13 protein-coding genes are annotated in these 15,891 nt (G+C 71.8%); 6 read left to right on the forward strand and 7 right to left on the reverse strand.

What is annotated here, in order from left to right; translation table 11 throughout:
* Positions 1–161: glycogen/starch synthase (locus AB0J90_RS25940; protein WP_363600292.1), on the reverse strand; the 161-nt coding region annotated here is incomplete at its 3' end.
* 287 nt (positions 162–448) lie between these two features.
* Positions 449–2,383 carry an amylo-alpha-1,6-glucosidase gene (locus AB0J90_RS25945; RefSeq protein ID WP_363600036.1) on the reverse strand — a complete coding sequence of 645 codons (1,935 nt, stop codon included), beginning with the start codon at positions 2,381–2,383 and terminating at the stop codon, positions 449–451.
* Positions 2,384–2,436: 53 nt separating this feature from the next.
* Between AB0J90_RS25945 and AB0J90_RS25950 the strand changes: the two genes are divergently transcribed.
* From AB0J90_RS25950 to AB0J90_RS25970, 5 genes are all read left to right on the forward strand, one after another.
* Complete coding sequence (locus AB0J90_RS25950) at positions 2,437–5,160, forward strand: glucosidase (RefSeq protein ID WP_363600038.1); 2,724 nt, start codon at positions 2,437–2,439, stop codon at positions 5,158–5,160.
* Between the two features lie 170 nt (positions 5,161–5,330).
* Positions 5,331–5,867, forward strand: coding sequence for a (2Fe-2S)-binding protein (locus tag AB0J90_RS25955; protein ID WP_363600040.1), 537 nt, complete (start codon positions 5,331–5,333; stop codon positions 5,865–5,867).
* Positions 5,864–6,856 carry a xanthine dehydrogenase family protein subunit M gene (locus AB0J90_RS25960; RefSeq protein ID WP_363600042.1) on the forward strand — a complete coding sequence of 331 codons (993 nt, stop codon included), beginning with the start codon at positions 5,864–5,866 and terminating at the stop codon, positions 6,854–6,856. The genes AB0J90_RS25955 and AB0J90_RS25960 overlap by 4 nt, the downstream gene beginning before the upstream one ends.
* Positions 6,853–9,060: a xanthine dehydrogenase family protein molybdopterin-binding subunit gene (locus AB0J90_RS25965; protein ID WP_363600044.1), complete on the forward strand. Its 2,208-nt coding sequence runs from the start codon at positions 6,853–6,855 to the stop codon at positions 9,058–9,060. The genes AB0J90_RS25960 and AB0J90_RS25965 overlap by 4 nt, the downstream gene beginning before the upstream one ends.
* 24 nt (positions 9,061–9,084) lie before the next feature.
* The gene (locus tag AB0J90_RS25970; RefSeq protein WP_363600046.1) at positions 9,085–9,681 is read left to right on the forward strand and encodes an HD domain-containing protein; all 597 of its coding nucleotides are present in this window, start codon (positions 9,085–9,087) and stop codon (positions 9,679–9,681) included.
* A 48-nt stretch (positions 9,682–9,729) separates the two neighbouring features.
* On the opposite strand, the gene AB0J90_RS25975 is transcribed toward AB0J90_RS25970, so the two are convergent.
* Genes AB0J90_RS25975 through pdhA form a run of 3 tightly spaced genes read right to left on the reverse strand, consistent with a single transcriptional unit; the run spans position 9,730 to position 13,426 of the window.
* Positions 9,730–11,181, reverse strand: a complete 1,452-nt coding sequence (locus AB0J90_RS25975; protein ID WP_363600048.1) for a dihydrolipoamide acetyltransferase family protein — start codon at positions 11,179–11,181, stop codon at positions 9,730–9,732.
* Positions 11,178–12,200 (reverse strand): alpha-ketoacid dehydrogenase subunit beta, encoded by a 1,023-nt coding sequence (locus AB0J90_RS25980; protein ID WP_363600050.1) that lies wholly within the window; start codon positions 12,198–12,200, stop codon positions 11,178–11,180. The genes AB0J90_RS25975 and AB0J90_RS25980 overlap by 4 nt, the downstream gene beginning before the upstream one ends.
* Complete coding sequence (gene pdhA / locus AB0J90_RS25985) at positions 12,200–13,426, reverse strand: pyruvate dehydrogenase (acetyl-transferring) E1 component subunit alpha (RefSeq protein WP_363600294.1); 1,227 nt, start codon at positions 13,424–13,426, stop codon at positions 12,200–12,202. The genes AB0J90_RS25980 and pdhA overlap by 1 nt, the downstream gene beginning before the upstream one ends.
* A 72-nt stretch (positions 13,427–13,498) precedes the next feature.
* On the opposite strand from pdhA, the gene AB0J90_RS25990 reads away from it, so the two are divergent.
* A complete protein-coding gene (locus AB0J90_RS25990; RefSeq protein WP_363600052.1) occupies positions 13,499–14,005 on the forward strand; it encodes an Lrp/AsnC family transcriptional regulator in 507 nt (168 codons plus the stop codon).
* Positions 14,006–14,192: 187 nt separating this feature from the next.
* On the opposite strand, the gene AB0J90_RS25995 is transcribed toward AB0J90_RS25990, so the two are convergent.
* Complete coding sequence (locus AB0J90_RS25995; RefSeq protein WP_363600054.1) at positions 14,193–15,164, reverse strand: hypothetical protein; 972 nt, start codon at positions 15,162–15,164, stop codon at positions 14,193–14,195.
* The gene (locus AB0J90_RS26000; RefSeq protein WP_363600056.1) at positions 15,161–15,835 is read right to left on the reverse strand and encodes a hypothetical protein; all 675 of its coding nucleotides are present in this window, start codon (positions 15,833–15,835) and stop codon (positions 15,161–15,163) included. Before AB0J90_RS26000 ends, AB0J90_RS25995 begins: the two co-directional genes overlap by 4 nt.
* Positions 15,836–15,891: the final 56 nt, after the last annotated feature.

The following is a 15,891-nucleotide window of genomic DNA, read 5'->3' on the forward strand; positions in this document are numbered from 1 at the left end:
ACGACGGTGACGTCGTGGCCGGCGGCGGCGAGGGCGACGGAGAGGGCGTGTACGTGTCGGCCGAGTCCGCCGACGAGGACGGGTGGGTATTCCCACGAGAGCATCAGAATCCGCTGCTTACGAGCCGACCGGATGTCTATTACCTCGGCGTTCGGTGACATGGACCGGCCCTCCAAGTCTGTTTCGGCGCAGGCTCCAGTGGACACCTGAGCGGGTGCCGTGGCGCGTCCTTTGGGTTGGCCCAATCCTGCCGGTACGGAGATAACCAGCGAAGACGCGGCCGTTGCGGTCATGTAACGGCGATCGGTCAGTTTTGTCCAGCGCACGAATGAGGTTTTGCTCGACGGTATGAAATATGTGCGTCGGAACGTGGAAGATGCGTATTGACCGGGGGTCGTGGGCGTTGCCGTCCGGTGACGGTGAGGTGAAACTGTGCGGTGCGGTGCGGTCAGCTGCGACGGACCCGCAACACTTCGGCCACCGACCAGGCCTGGAACGGGCAGCCGGTGGCGGTGTGTGGCGGCAGGCCGTCTGCCGTCTCACTCACCGAGCCTAGGCCAAATTCGGGCAAATGTGAATCTATGCCGATCAACATATCGCCGGTTGGCACACCCGCCCGACGGGCGGCGTCCACGTACGGGCCGAGCAGCCAGGGCCAGACCGTGCCCTGGTGGTAGGCCCCGTCCCGCTCGGCCGGGCCGCCCCGGTGCCGGCCCACGAAGCCGGGACCGTCCGGGGCCAGGCTGCGCGGGCCGAGCGGAGTCAGCAGCGCCGCCCCGAGCAGCCGTACGGTCGCCGGGTCCGGATCGAGCGGCGCGTACGGCAACGACCACGCCAGCAGTTGGTTGGGGCGGACCAGGTCGTCGTCGTGCAAGACGGCGCCACCCAGCGGATACGTCGGTGCCGGTGCGTCGACCACGTCGTAGAGCCAGCCCGCCGGGGTCGGGAACCGCTCCCGGAACGAGGCCAGCGCCCGCGCGTGCGCCCGTGGCGCGGCACCCGGATCCTGCCCGGCCAGTCCGGCCAGTTCGGTGACCGCCGCCAGCCCGTTGACCCACAGGGCGTTCACCTCGACCGGCTTGCCCGCCCTGGGCGTCACCGGGATGCCGTACACCCGGGCGTCCATCCAGGTCAGTGCCTCACCGGCGGCGCCCTGGGTGAGCAGCCCGTCGACCGGGTCGGCGCCGATGCCGTACCGGGTGCCGGCGAGGTGGCCGTCGACCACCGCGCGCAGCGCCGGCAGCAGCTCGTCGGCGAGATCGGTGTCCGACGTCAGCTCCACGTGCCGGGCCACCGCGTGCAGGAACCAGAGCGTGGCGTCGGCGGTGTTGTACTCCACCCGGCCGGTGTCGGCGGTGTTCGCCAGCATGCCCTCGGACAGCGTGGCCGCGTACGACCGCAGCAGCTCCCGGCCCTCGTCGGCCCGACCGGTGTGCAGGAACAGCCCCTCGTACGAGGTCATCGTGTCCCGCGACCAGGCGCCGAACCACGGGTAACCGGCCACCACGTCCGGCCCGGTGCCGGTACGCACCACGAACGCGTCGGCGGCCAGGGCCAGGGTCGCGTCGACCGGGTCGGCCGGCTTCGCCGCCGCCACCACCTGACGGTTGCGCCGCCGCGCCTGCGCGACGATCTCCACTGCCGGCGGCGGCTGCTCGCCCAGCTCGTCCGCCCAGGCCAGCACCGACACCGTGTCGCCGGGGCCGAACAACTCGGCGGAGAAGGTGCCGGCGTGCCAGAGGTCCTCCTCCGGGTGCAGTCCCCGGACGGCCTCCTCACGGTGGTGCACCCCGTGCCACCACTGACCGGCCGGCAGCCAGCCCGGCCCGGACAGCCGGTACGCCCCCTCGACGACCGCCCCGTCGGCGACCTGCTCGACCCGGGGCGCCGGCCCGTCCGCACGCCGTTCGCCGTGCACGTCGCGCCAGGTGCAGGCGGCGGCCAGGTTCAGCCGTACCGGGCCGCCGGAGATCAGCCGGTGTACGACGGCGACGCAGGACCGCCCGTACGCCATGGCCAGCTCGCGTTCGATCACCAGGTCGCCGATCCGCCACCGCCAGCGCGGCAGCCCGTCGACCAGGTCGAAGCGTTCGAGCAGCTCGAAGCCGCGCGGGTCGACCACGCCGGAGTGCCACTCGTGGGTGGCCAGCCGGACCTGGGTGCCGGTCGGGAGGGTGATCGCCGCGTCCAGGCTGGCCAGCCCGAGCCGCCGGAGCGCCGGGGTGTCCCCGGCGACCACCAGCAGCCCGTGGTATCGGCGGGTACGCAGCCCGCTGACCGTGCCCATGGCGTATCCGCCCCGACCGTCCGGCACCAGCCATTCGCGGCTGGCACCCGCGCTCAGTTGGCCACAGACCTGCGGACCGAAGCCGATCTCGATCAATCTTCCTCCCGATGCACGCCCCACGAGGGTGTCTGTAACACGCCCCAGGAACAATGGCGAGTGTGGTCAAGTTCGTGCGAGGGATCTTCCAACGGAAGATCGAGAAGGTGGAGGTGATCAGCGACGTGCCGGCCGCCGCAGAACCGGGCAACGACGCGGAGCGGGCCCGGTTGGCCCAGGCCGACTCGGGGGAGCAGGCCTGGCGACAATGGGGTCCCTATCTGTCGGAGCGGGCCTGGGGAACGGTACGCGAGGATTACAGCGAGCACGGTACGGCCTGGGACTACTTCCCGCACGATCATGCGCGCTCCCGTGCCTACCGGTGGAACGAGGACGGCATGGCCGGCGTCTGCGACGACCGGCAGACGTTCTGCTTCGCCCTCGCGCTGTGGAACGGCGCCGATCCTATCCTCAAGGAGCGGATGTTCGGGCTCGGCAGTGACGGCGGGAACCACGGCGAGGACGTCAAGGAGTACTGGTGGTACCAGGACTCCACGCCGACCCACTCCTTCATGCGCTGGCGCTACCACTACCCGCAGGCGCGCTACCCGTACGACGACCTGGTCTCGGTCAACGGCCTGCGTGGCCGCGACGAAACCGAGTACGAACTGGTCGACACCGGCATCTTCGACGACGACCGCTACTGGGCGGTGACGGTCGACTACGCCAAGGCGTCGCCGACCGACATGTGCGTCCTGATCACCGTGGCGAACCGGGGCGACCAGGCTGCCCGACTGCACGTGTTACCCACCCTCTGGTTCCGCAACACCTGGGCCTGGGGACTGCCCGGCCGCGACGCCGTACCGACGATCACCGGCGCCGACGCCCGGCTGGTCGGCCAGCACGGCATCCTCGGCCAGATCGTGCTCCAGGGCGACGGCGACCCGACCGCGCTGTTCTGCGACAACGAAACCAACGCCGAACGGCTCTGGGACCTGCCGGGACGCAGCCTCTACCCGAAGGACGGGATCAACGACCACGTGGTTTCCGGCGCGGCCACGGTCAACCCCGACCGGCAGGGGACCAAGGGCGCACTGCACTACGTGCTCGACGTACCCGCGGGTGCGCAGGCGGAGATCCGGGTCCGGCTCAGCCTGACCGCCCCGCCCCCGGGCACCGCCCCGGCCCCGGAACTCGACCTCGGCGCGGACTTCACCACCACCATGGCCGCCCGCCGGGCCGAGGCGGACGACTTCTACGCCCGGATCATCCCGCCGACCGTCCCGGCCCACGAGGCCGAGGTGGCCCGGCAGGCCATCGCCGGGCTGATGTGGGGCAAGCAGTTCTACCACTTCGACGTGCAGCAGTGGCTCGACGGCGACCCCGCCTCGCTGCCGCCGCCGCCCGGCCGCCGACACGGGCGCAACAGCGCCTGGTGGCACATGAACAGCTTCGACGTCATCTCCATGCCCGACCCCTGGGAATACCCCTGGTACGCGGCCTGGGACCTGGCCTTCCACTGCGTCACCATCGCCCGGGTCGACCCCGGTTTCGCCAAGGCCCAGCTCGTCCTCCTGCTCCGCGAGTGGTACCTGCACCCCAACGGCCAGATCCCGGCGTACGAGTGGGCGTTCGCCGACGTGAACCCGCCCGTGCACGCCTGGGCGGCGCTGCGGGTGTTCGAGATCGACGGCGGGCGCGACTACGACTTCCTCGCCCGGGTGATGCACAAGCTGCTGCTCAACTTCACCTGGTGGGTCAACCGCAAGGACGTCAACGGCAACAACGTGTTCGAGGGCGGCTTCCTCGGGCTGGACAACGTCGGGCCGTTCGACCGTTCGGCCGCGCTGCCGGTGGCCGGGGTGCTGGAGCAGTCCGACGGCACCGGCTGGATGGCCATGTACGCGCTCAACCTGCTCGACATGGCGCTCGCCCTGGCCCAGCACGACCCCACGTACGCCGACATCGCGACCAAGTTCTTCGAGCATTTCGCATACATCGCGGGGGCGGCGTACAAGCAGGGGCTCTGGGACGACGAGGACTCCTTCTTCTACGACCAGCTCCGGCTCCCCGACGGCAGCAAGGTGCCGCTGAAGGTCCGTTCGGTGGTCGGCCTGCTGCCGCTGGCGGCCACCACCCGACTGAACGCGAAGACCCTGCACCGGCTGCCCGAGCTGGCCGCCCGGCTGCGCTGGTTCCTCACCCACAAACCCGAGTACGCCGACGTGCTCGGCGCCCGCCGGCTCGCCCCGGACGGCCGCCAGCAGCGGCTGCTCTCCATGGTCGGCCCGGACCAGGTGGTACGCCTGCTCGGCCGGATGCTCGACGAGGAGGAGTTCCTCTCCCCGTACGGGCTGCGCACGCTGTCCCGCCAGCACCTGGACAAGCCGTTCACGGTGTCGCTGGGCGGGCAGGACTTCACCGTCGGCTACGAGCCGGCCGAGTCGACCAGCGGGCTGTTCGGCGGCAACTCCAACTGGCGTGGCCCGATCTGGATGCCGACCAACTACCTGCTGATCCACGCGCTGCGCGACTACGCCGCGTTCTTCGGCGACGACCTGCTGATCGAGTACCCGACCCGGTCCGGGACCAAGCGCACCCTGAGCGAGATCGCCGACGACCTCTCCAACCGGCTGATCTCGCTGTTCGTACCGGACGACTGGGGCCGGCGGCCGATGTACGGCGCCTGCGACCTGTTCCAGCGGCACCCGGACTGGAAGGACCTGATCGCGTTCCCGGAGTACTTCCACGGTGACAACGGCGCCGGCTTGGGAGCCTGGCACCAGACCGGCTGGACCGCCCTGGTCGCCGACCTCATCCTGACCACCCGTCGGTAGCGGGAGGGCGCCGCCGGTCAGTGAGGGTGCTTTCCGCACTGGAAGATGCCCTTACTGGCCGGTTCGGCCCGCTCCCGGTGGCCGGCGCCGGTAGATTCCCGGCAGGGCGTTCGTCGTCCGTGCGCCTCGTGGACACCACCCCCCGAGCAGCACGCGGAGGGGTCGTATCCATGACAGCCGGACATCCCCCGGACGTCGAGGTGACGTTGCGGGTCAACGGGCAGGCGCGGCCAATACGGCTGGAAAGCCGGGTCACCCTGCTCGACGCACTGCGCGAACACCTCGGCCTGACCGGTACGAAAAAGGGCTGCGACCAGGGCGCCTGCGGCGCCTGCACGGTCCTGCTCGACGGCGAGTCGGTGGTGTCCTGCCTGGTCCTCGCGGCCCAGTGCGACGGCCGGGAGGTGACCACCGTCGAGGGACTGTCGTCCGACGGGCGGCTGCACCCGGTGCAGCAGGCGTTCGTCCGGCACGACGGCTTCCAGTGCGGGTACTGCACACCGGGGCAGATCATGTCGGCGGTCGCGCTGCTGCGGGCGGGGCGGGCGGGTTCCGACGACGAGATCCGCGAGTTCATGAGCGGCAACCTGTGCCGCTGCGGGGCGTACCCGAACATCCTGGCGGCGATCCGGGACGTCGCCGCGCAGGGTGATCACGTCGAGGTCGTCGGAGCCGGCCGGGTCCCGGCGGGCGGTGAGCGGTCATGACCCTCTTCGAGTACGTACGCCCCGACGACGTGACCGGTGCGGTCGACCTGGTCAGCGCCGACCCGGGTGCCGCCTACCTGGCAGGTGGCACCACCCAGCTCGACCTGCTGCTCAAGGACGGTGTGATCCGGTCGAACCGGCTCGTCGACATCGGCCGGCTGCCGCTGCGGGGGATCACCCGCGACGGCGACACCCTGCGGGTGGGTGCGTTGACCACGATGGATGCGCTGGCCGCCGAACCGGTGGTGGCGCAGCGGGTGCCGTTCGTGCGGGAGGCACTGCTGGCGGGTGCGTCGCCGCAGCTGCGCAACATGGCGACGATCGGCGGCAACCTGCTGCAACGTACGCGCTGCCGGTATTTCCGGGACTCGGCGGTGGCGGCCTGCAACAAGCGCGTACCGGGATCGGGGTGTGCGGCGGTCACCGGGGTGGCGCGGATGCACGCGATCCTCGGCGCGAGCGAGCGCTGCATCGCACTGCACGCCTCCGACCTGTGCGTGCCGCTGGTCGCGCTCGACGTGCGGGTGCACCTGCGGGGCACCGACGGGGAACGCAGTGTGCCGCTGACCGAGTTCTACCTGCCGGCGGGGGAGAGCCCGGAGATCGAGACCGTGCTCCGGCACGGCGAGTTGATCACACGGGTGGAGCTGCCGCTGCTGGCGCCCGGCACCCGCTCGGGCTACCTGAAGGTACGCGACCGGGCCTCGTACGAGTTCGCGCTCACCTCGGCCGCCGCGGCCCTGGTGGTCGACGACGGCGTGATCACGTACGCCCGGTTGGCTCTCGGTGGCGTCGGGACCGTTCCCTGGCGTGCCCGGGCGGCCGAGGCGGTCCTCACCGGGGCGCCCGCGAACGTCGAGACCTTCCGCGCGGCGGCGGAGGCCGAGATCCGGGACCCGTTCACCGTGCCCGGTACCGAGTTCAAGGTCGAACTGGCCAAGCGGACGATCGTCCGCGTCCTGCGGACCGTGGCCGGGGCGCGGCCGTGAGCCCGGTGACGGTGGACGCCAAGCTGCTCGGTGATCCGATCGACCGGGTCGACGGGCCGCTCAAGGTGGCCGGAGCCGCCCCGTACCCGTCGGACGTCTCCTATCCGGGGATGGCGCACGCGGCGCTGGTGCAGTCGACCATCGGGGCCGGCACGATCATCCGGATCGACGCCGCCGCGGCGAGGTCCGCGCCGGGCGTGCTGACCGTGATCACGTACGAGAACACGCCCGCGCTCCCGGACGGGCCGATGACGATCCTCGGCCCCTCGCCCCGCTTCCCGTTCAAGGACAACCGGATCGTGCACTACGGCCAGCACGTGGCGATGGTGGTCGCGGAGACAGCCGAGCAGGCGGTGGCGGCGGCCCGGCTGGTGAAGGCCGAGTACGAGCCGACGACCCCGGTCCTCGGCATCACCAACCCGGACGCCCCGCTCGAGTTCGACGCGTGGGGGATGGACTCGACACGCGGCGACGTCGAAGGCGCGCTCGCTTCCGCCGAGGTGACCTACGACGAGACGTTCACCATCGCCCCCGAGACCAACAACCCGCTCGGCCTGTTCGCCACGGTGGCCCGATGGGAGGCCGGCCGGCTCGTCGTACACGAGTCGACCCAGTGGCCGATCATGGCCCGGCAGACCCTGGCGACCGTGTTCGAGCTGGCCGAGCAGGACGTACGGGTGTTCGTACCGTTCATCGGAGGCGGATTCGGCGCCGGACTCCGCTTCCCGCCGCACGCGATCCTGACCGTGCTCGCCGCCCGGATGCTCGACCGCCCGGTCAAGGTGGTGCTGACCCGGCCGCAGATGTTCACCTCCATCGGCCACCGGCCCGAGACGAGGCAACGGCTGCGGATCGGCGTCGCCCGCGACGGCCGGTTGCTGGCCATCGACCACGAGGCCACCTCGACCATCGGGATCGAGGAGACCAACCTCGAACCCGTCACCATGCCCACCCCCAACTCGTACGACTGCGACAACGTCGCCACCCACGAACGCCAGGTACGGCTCAACATCCCGAACCCCGGCGCGATGCGCGGCCCCGGCACCACCCAGGGCAACTTCGCGGTCGAGTCGGCCCTGGACGAGGTCGCGTACCGGCTGCGCTGCGACCCGATCGCGCTGCGGTTGCACAACTATGCCGAGGTCCAGCCGGGCACGGGCCTGCCCTGGTCGAGCAAGGCGCTGCGGGAGTGCTACCGGGTCGGCGCCGAGCGGTTCGGCTGGGCGGACCGTAATCCCGAGGTCCGGTCGATGCGCGACGGCGACTGGTTGATCGGGTACGGGATGGCCGGGGTCACCTTCGACTGGTACCAGGCCCCCTGCCGGGCCCGGATCTCGATCCGCCGCGACGGCACCGCGTACGCCCGCAGCGCCGCGACCGACCTCGGTACCGGCACGTACACGATCGCGACCCAGCTGACCGCGCAGCTGCTCGGCCTCGACCTCGACCGGGTCCGCTTCGACCTCGGCGACAGTGACCTGCCGCTCGCCCCGCAGTCCGGCGGCTCGGGGCTGGCGATGTCGCTGAGCGGCGCGCTGCACCAGGCCGCCGGCAACCTGCTGGGCGCCTTCCTGGACGCGGTCGCCGACGACGCCGCGTCACCGCTGCGCGGCCGGAGCCCGGACGACGTCACCGCCAGTGGCGGGCGGCTGCACCTGGTGGACGATCCGTCGGTCGGGGAGACCTACACCGACATCCTGGACCGGCACGGGCTCGACGAGTTGACCGCCGACGGCGCCGTGGACCCGAAGGCGGAGGGTGCGGGCATGATGCCGGCCGGTGGGTTCGCCGCCCGGTTCGTCGAGGTACGGGTGGACGAGGACCTCGGTGTGCTGCGGGTCGCGCGGGTGGTGACCGCCATCGACGCCGGCCGGATCCTGAACGAGAAGACCGCCCGGAGTCAGGTGCTCGGAGCGACCGTGATGGGCATCGGCATGTCGCTGCTGGAGCAGACCGAATTCGACCCCGGTACGGGCCGGGTCGCGAACGCGACCTTCGGCGACTACCTGATCCCGGTCAACGCCGACGTACCCGATCTCGACGTCGTGTTCGTCGGCGAGCCGGACCGGTTCAGCCCCGTTGGTATCAAGGGCATCGGCGAGATCGGCATCGTCGGGGTCGCCGCCGCCATCGCCAACGCGGTCCACCACGCCACCGGCCGGCGGATCCGGTCGCTGCCGATCACCATCGAAAAGCTGCTGTAGCCGGCCGTCGGTACCCTTGCCCCGGTGACGAACACGGTGCTCGACAACGCGCTCACCGACACCGGCATGCCGCTGCGCCCGCTGCCGGACGAGGTGGTGGACCTGCTCCGGAGCCTGGAGGCCCCACCGCGACTGGCCGCGCACCTGCGTGCCGTACACGACGTCGCGGACCAGCTCACCGACCTGGTCACGGGTCGTTTCCCGGGGCTCGCGGTCGACCGTCCGGCCGTGCTGTACGGGGCGGCGACCCACGACATCGGCAAGGTGGTCCACGTCGAGGAACTCTCCGGCCCCGGTACGGCGCACGAACCCGCCGGTGAGGCCCTGCTGCTGGCCCGGGGTGTGCCGGCGCGGCTGGCCCGTTTCGCCGGCAGCCACGGCAGTTGGACCCGGAGCGGGATCCCCGTCGAGGACCTGCTCGTCAGTCTCGCCGACAAGATCTGGAAGGCGAAGCGGGTCACCGACCTGGAAACCCTGGTCCTCGACCGGATAGCCGACGCCGCCGGGGTGCAGCGCTGGCAGGCATTCATGGACCTGGACGACATCCTCGACCGGTTGGCGGCCGACGCCGACAAGCGCCTTGCCTACCAGGGCAGCTATCCAATCCGTTCGACCCGCTGATCGTCGCGCCGGCCCCTCGACCGGGGGCCGGCGCGTCCGTTTCTCCGGTCAGGAGTGGGCGATCAGCATCGCCGGCTGTTCGACGCAGTCGGCCACGTGCCGCAGGAAGCCTCCCGCGACGCCACCGTCACAGACCCGATGGTCGAAGGTGAGGCTGAGCTGGGTCACCTTGCGTACGGCAAGTTGGCCGTCGACCACCCACGGCTTGTCGACGATGCGCCCGATGCCGAGCAGCGCCGCCTCCGGGTGGTTGATGATCGGGGTCGACCCGTCGACACCGAACACGCCGTAGTTGTTCAGCGTGAAGGTGCCCCCGGTCAGCCGGGCCGGCGGCAGCGTACCGGCGCGGGCCGCCGCGGTCGTCTCCGCGAGCGCGGTCGCGAGTTCGCTGGTGGTGAGCGCAGACGCGTCCCGCAGAACCGGTACGAGCAGGCCCCGGTCGGTCTGCGCCGCGATGCCCAGGTGCACGGCGGCGGACTGGACGATCCGCTGGCCCTCGGTGTCGACCCGCGAGTTGAGCTGAGGGTAGCGGCGCAGCCCGCTGAGGCAGATCCGGGCCAGCAGCGCGAGGATGCTGACCGGCTGGTCGGGGCGGGCGGCGTTGATCGCCGCGCGGGTCTCCAGCAGCGCGGTGGCGTCCACGTCGACCCAGATGGTGACCTCGGGGATCTCCCGCCGGCTGCGGGAGAGCTTGTCCGCGATCACCTTGCGGACCCCGGTCAGCGGAATGATCACGTCCGCGCCGGCCTGATTGTCGACGGGTCGGTGCGAGCCCGGCAGCGCCGCCTCGGGCTGCGGTGCGGGTTGCGCCGCCGCGGCCACCGCGGCCTCGACGTCGGCCCGCCGGACCACACCACCGGGTCCGGTGCCGTGCAGCCCGGCCAACTCCAGGCCGTGTTCCCTGGCCAGCCGCCGCACGATCGGCGAGAGGACCAGCGGCGCGTTGCCCGGCCGCGCCGGCTCGGCGACCGTCGTGGCCGGGGCGACGCTGGTGGCGAGTGCGACCGGGGTCACCGGGGCGGGCGTGACAGCCGCGACGGCGGCCGCGGGCTCCCGGCCGGCGTCAGCTCGGCTCTGCTGCTCGGATGCCGCGACGGACTGCTCCGGCGCCGGGCGGGGACGGCGGCGTCGGCCGGAGGTGCCGTGGCCGGTGCCGTACCCGATGAGGACGTTGCCGGAGCCGGCCCGTTCCTCCTCGCGATAGGTGGCGTGCGCGGCGGGCTCGGCCGGGGTGTCCGGGCCGGCGTCCAGTGCCGCCACGGTGATCAGGGGCTGGCCCACCGGGCGCACCTCACCGACCGCGCCGTGCAGGGCGACCACCCGACCCGCGTACGGGCAGGGCACGTCGACCACCGCCTTGGCGGTTTCCACCTCCACCACGCTCTGGTCCACGGTCACCACGTCACCGACCGCGACCCGCCAGCCGACGATCTCCGCCTCGGTCAGCCCCTCGCCCAGGTCGGGCAGCAGGAAGACCTGCGCGGCTGCGACCGCACTCATGCCGCGCTGCCTTCGAGCGCCGGCAGCCAGCGCCGGTCGGGCTGGTCGTCCCACTGGAGGCGGGCCACCGCGTCGAGCACCCGGTCGACGCTCGGCAGGTGGGTGTGCTCCAGCATCGGTGCCGGGTACGGGATGTCCAGGCCGCTGACCCGCAGCACCGGAGCGTGCAGCGAGTGGAAGCAGCGTTCCTGGACCCGGGCGGCGATCTCGGCGCCCACGCCCGCGAAGCTCTGCGCCTCCTGGATCACCACACACCGGCCGGTACGGCGTACCGAGGCGCTGATCGTCTCGTCGTCGAACGGCACGATGGTGCGGCAGTCGATCACCTCGAGGTCCCAGCCCTCCTCGCGGGCGGCCTCGGCGGCCTCCAGCGCGACCGGGACCGACGGCCCGTACGCGACGAGGGTGGCGTCCCGTCCGGGGCGCCGGACCACGGCCCGGCCGAACGGCTCGGCGGTCACCGGCAGGCTGACCTGATCACTTGCGAAGTAGAGCTTCTTCGGCTCCATGAAGACCACCGGGTCCGGATCGGCGATCGCCTCCCGCAGCAGCGAGTACGCGTCCTCGACGGTGGCCGGGGTGACGACCTTCAGGCCCGGGGTGTGCGCGTAGTACGCCTCGCTGGAGTCGCAGTGGTGCTCGACCCCACCGATGCCCCCTGCGTACGGCACCCGGATCACGATCGGCACGCTCAGCGCGCCCCGGGTCCGGTTGCGCAGCTTCGCCACGTGCGAGGCGATCTGCTCGAACGCCGGGTAGGCGAACGCGTCGAACTGCATCTCGACCACCGGCCGCAGCCCGGACATCGCCATCCCGACCGCGAAGCCGACGATGCCGGCCTCGGCCAGCGGGGTGTCGAAGCAGCGCTGGTCACCGAAGCGGGCCAGCAGCCCGTCGGTGATCCGGAAGACGCCGCCGAGCTGGCCGACGTCCTCACCGAAGACCACCACCCGCTCGTCGGCGGCCATCGCGTCGGCCAGCGCCGCGTTCAGCGCCTTCGCCATCGTGGTGCCGGCCATCAGCGTGCTCCCCGCTCGTGTGCGTCCCGTTCGTCGGCGGCCTGTTCGGCGTCCGCGGCCAGCTCGGCGCGAACCTGCTCGCGCTGCTCCACCAGTTGCGGGGTGGGCTCGGCGAAGACATGGTCGAAGAGGCTGAGCGGGTCTACGGTCGGCTGCACGTTCATCCGGGCCCGCAGGTCGGCCGCGTACGCCTCCGCCTCGGCCGCGATACCCGCCTCGGCCCCGTCGTCCAGCACGCCGAGATGCCGCAGGTAGGCCGCCAGCCGGGCGATCGGGTCACGGTCGCGCCAGGCGTCGACCTCGGCGCCGTCGCGATAGCGGCTGGCATCGTCCGCGTTGGTGTGCGGTTCCATCCGGTACGTGTGCGCCTCGACCAGGAACGGCCCGTTGCCGGCCCGCGCGTGCGCGACCGCCCGGTTCAGCACCGCCAGTACGGCCACCGGGTCGTTGCCGTCGACCTGCTCGCTGGGCACCCCGTAGCCGACACCCTTGTACGCCAGCGACGGCGCGGCGGTCTGCCGGGACAGCGGCACGCTGATCGCGTACCGGTTGTTCTGCACGAAGAAGACCACCGGTGCCTTGAACACGGCGGCGAAGTTGACCCCCTCGTGGAAGTCGCCCTCGCTGGTGGCGCCGTCACCGATGAACGCCAGCGCCACCGTGTCGTGCCCCTGGTACGCCTCGCCGTAGGCGACCCCGGCCGCGTGCACCGTCTGGGTGGCCAGCGGGGTGCACTGCGGCGCGGTACGCCGGGCGGCCGGGTCGTACCCGCAGTGCCAGTCGCCGCGCAGCAGGGTCAGCACCTCGACCGGGTCGATGTCCCGGGAGACCAGTGCCATCGACTCCCGGTAGGTGGGGAAGACCCAGTCGGTCGGGCGGACCGCGAGCATCGCGCCGACCTGGCAAGCTTCCTGCCCGCGCGAGGACGGGTAGACCGCCAGCCGACCCTGCTTGGTCAGCGTGGTGGCCTGGAGGTCGAAGCGGCGCCCGATGACCATGCGCCGGTACAGCTCGCGCAGCGCGTCGGCGGAGGGCTCGGGGTAGTCGGACCGCTCGGGCAGCCGGTTGCCCTGCTCGTCGATCATCCGGACCGGTTCGAGACTGGGCAGCAGGGCGCGGGCCGGGTCGGGCGGGGTGACCGCCCGACGGGTACGCGGGGATGCCCTGCGGACCGCCTGGGGTGTGGTTGTCACGGCGGGGACCTCCTGGACGTGTGGTGCGCCTATGCTCACGCCCACGGATGATTGACTCAAGATCCTCAGGAAACGCGGGACGATTGGCAATGGAGGCGTACGCGGATGGACCAGGAGGACCGGGAGCGGGGCCCGTTCGCCGCCGACGCGGGACGATCGGCCCGACCCCTCGACGAGGTCGACCGGCGGATCCTCGACGAACTCGTACGTGACGGCCGGACCTCGATCCGTACGCTCGCCGAACGCATCCACATCTCCCGGACCAACGCGTACGCGCGGGTGGAGCGGCTGCTGCAGGACGGGGTGATCACCGGGTTCCGGGCGCAGGTGGTGCCGGAGCGGGCCGGGCTCGGCACGTCGGCGTACATCGCGCTGAAGATCGAGCAGAACAGTTGGCGGGAGGTGTCGGTGGAACTGGGCCGGGTGCGTTACATCGAGCACGCGGCCCTGCTCGGCGGGGACCACGACGTGTTGGCCCTGGTCAGGGCGCCGGACAACGTTGCCCTGCGGGACGTGGTGCTCAACCGGGTGCAGGGCATCGCCGGGGTGCTTTCCACCCGTACTTGGCTCGTCTTCGAAGAGTTCGACGGCGCCACAACCCCCTGGACCTAACCCCCCGCCCCCCGTCCCTCCCTCCCCCGTCCCCTCCCTCCCCGCCCCGATCTCGCCAACGATCTTGCAGTTGTGGCGCCCGGATCAGGGCATTCATCCAGATTTGTGCGCCGCCACAAGTGCAAGATCGTCGCGTGCAAGATCGTCGCGGTGCCTGCGGTTGGGTGGCGGGGTGCCGGCGCGGGAGTCAGGTGAGGACGGTGAGGGCGGCCAGGACGTAGAGGCAGCCGCCGAGGGCGACGACTACTCCGGCGGCGGCGGGGACCCAGCCGATCACCTTCGCGAGTGGTGACCAGGAGCGGGATCGGCCCGCGAGCAGGGCGTACCCGCGGATGGTCAGCACGCCGACCCCGGTCAGGGTGACCGCCATGCCGATCCCGAACACGATCACCAGGATCACCGCGTCCAGCGCGCGTCCGGTGAGCAGGCCGCTGACCAGCACCAGGAACGCCGACGGTGAGGGGAGCAGCCCACCGGAGAGGCCGAGCGCGAGCAGCCCACGACGGGACCACGGGTCGGTCATCTCGTCGGCGTCATGGTGGTGGTGGTGATGCGCCGCCTCGGTAGCGGTGACCGGGTCGGCGGTGAGCGTCGCGGTGGCGCTCGCCGCGTGCGCCCCGTCGACCGCGTGGTCATGGGAGTGCTCGGCCACCGGCTCCGGCTCATGCGAGTGCCCGGGGGCGTGCGAGTGGCCGTGCCCGGGGGCGTGCGAGTGGCCGTGCCCGGGGGCGTGCGAGTGGCCGTGCCCGGGGGCGTGCGAGTGGCCGTGGCCGTGCGTGTGGGAGTGGCCGTGGCCGCGCAGGTGGCGGTAGGTGAGGTGGGCGCCGACGCCGATCACCACGAGCCCGGCGAGCACCTGGAGCCAGGCGGTGATCGTCTTGGTGCCGAGACCGGCGGCGCCGGTCAGACCCACCCAGACCAGGGCGAGAACGAGTACGGAGAAAGTGTGCATCAGCGCGACGATGGCGCCGAGCCGTACCGCGTCCCGATACCGTCCCCGGGTGCCGACCAGGTATGCGGCCGTCACGCTCTTGCCGTGTCCGGGTGCGACCGCGTGCGCGGCGCCGACGCCGAGCGCCACCAGCAGGGCCAGCCAGAACACCGCTCCACTGTCGAAGAGCGCGATCAGGCGGCTGTCCAGCCCGTTGATCCCGGTCATGCCGTCCTCCTCGTCCGACGCCGCCGGTTCACCAGCATCCCGGCGATGATGGCGACCGCGGCTATGCCCGTACCGGCGGCGACCGTGCCCACGGCGGCCGGGCGACCGGAGCCGCCCTCGCCCGCGGTGAGGCGGACCTGGTGGCTGCCCTCGGTGGCGGTGAAGAGCGCCTCCGTCGGGGTCATCGGCACGTCCGAGGTGAGCGCCGTGCGGTACGCGGTGTTCAGGTCGGTGAGCGCGCTGACCGTCACGTCGAGGTCGCTGACCGGTTGCGGGCAGTCGAAGGTGAGCCGGGCGCCCTTCTTGACCAGCTGTTCGAGGGTGTCGAGGCGGCTGGAGCAGGGCGTGCCGGTCTGGCTGACCGTGATCCGCTTCAACAGGTAGTCGTGTACGGCGGGGGAGCGTTGCAACTTCTGCTCGCCGGTGAGCCCGGTGTCGACCTTGCCCGTGGCGGGGTCCTCGAACGCGCCGAGGGACTGGCCGAGGGCCACCCAGTCGTCCTCGGCGGCGAGCCAGTTGATGGTCACCCGCGTATCGTCGGCGCTGATCCGGGCCGTGGCCGGTGGGCCGAACGGGTGGGCCGAGGCCGGGCTGGCCGGCCCGGTGACCGCGACCAGCGCGGCCAGGGCGCCCAGCATCGTGCCGGCCAGTGCGCGCGTACGGATGGTCACAAAGGCTCCTGTCCGGGCCGGACCGGGTGCGGACCGACCGGTGTGGCCGGTCCGCA

The sequence above is a fragment of the Micromonospora sp. NPDC049523 genome (genome assembly GCF_040676775.1).
In the GTDB taxonomy this organism is placed as follows: Bacteria; Actinomycetota; Actinomycetes; order Mycobacteriales; family Micromonosporaceae; genus Micromonospora_G.

Excerpts from the sequence above, each read along its gene's own strand:
- AB0J90_RS25955 (WP_363600040.1), top strand. The coding sequence starts at position 5,331 with ATGACAGCCGGACATCCCCCGGACGTCGAGGTGACGTTGCGGGTCAAC.
- AB0J90_RS25995 (WP_363600054.1), bottom strand. The coding sequence starts at position 15,164 with ATGACCGGGATCAACGGGCTGGACAGCCGCCTGATCGCGCTCTTCGAC.
- AB0J90_RS25960 (WP_363600042.1), top strand. The coding sequence starts at position 5,864 with ATGACCCTCTTCGAGTACGTACGCCCCGACGACGTGACCGGTGCGGTC.
- AB0J90_RS25980 (WP_363600050.1), bottom strand. The coding sequence starts at position 12,200 with ATGGCCGGCACCACGATGGCGAAGGCGCTGAACGCGGCGCTGGCCGAC.
- AB0J90_RS25975 (WP_363600048.1), bottom strand. The coding sequence starts at position 11,181 with ATGAGTGCGGTCGCAGCCGCGCAGGTCTTCCTGCTGCCCGACCTGGGC.
- AB0J90_RS25950 (WP_363600038.1), top strand. The coding sequence starts at position 2,437 with ATGGCGAGTGTGGTCAAGTTCGTGCGAGGGATCTTCCAACGGAAGATC.
- AB0J90_RS25990 (WP_363600052.1), top strand. The coding sequence starts at position 13,499 with ATGGACCAGGAGGACCGGGAGCGGGGCCCGTTCGCCGCCGACGCGGGA.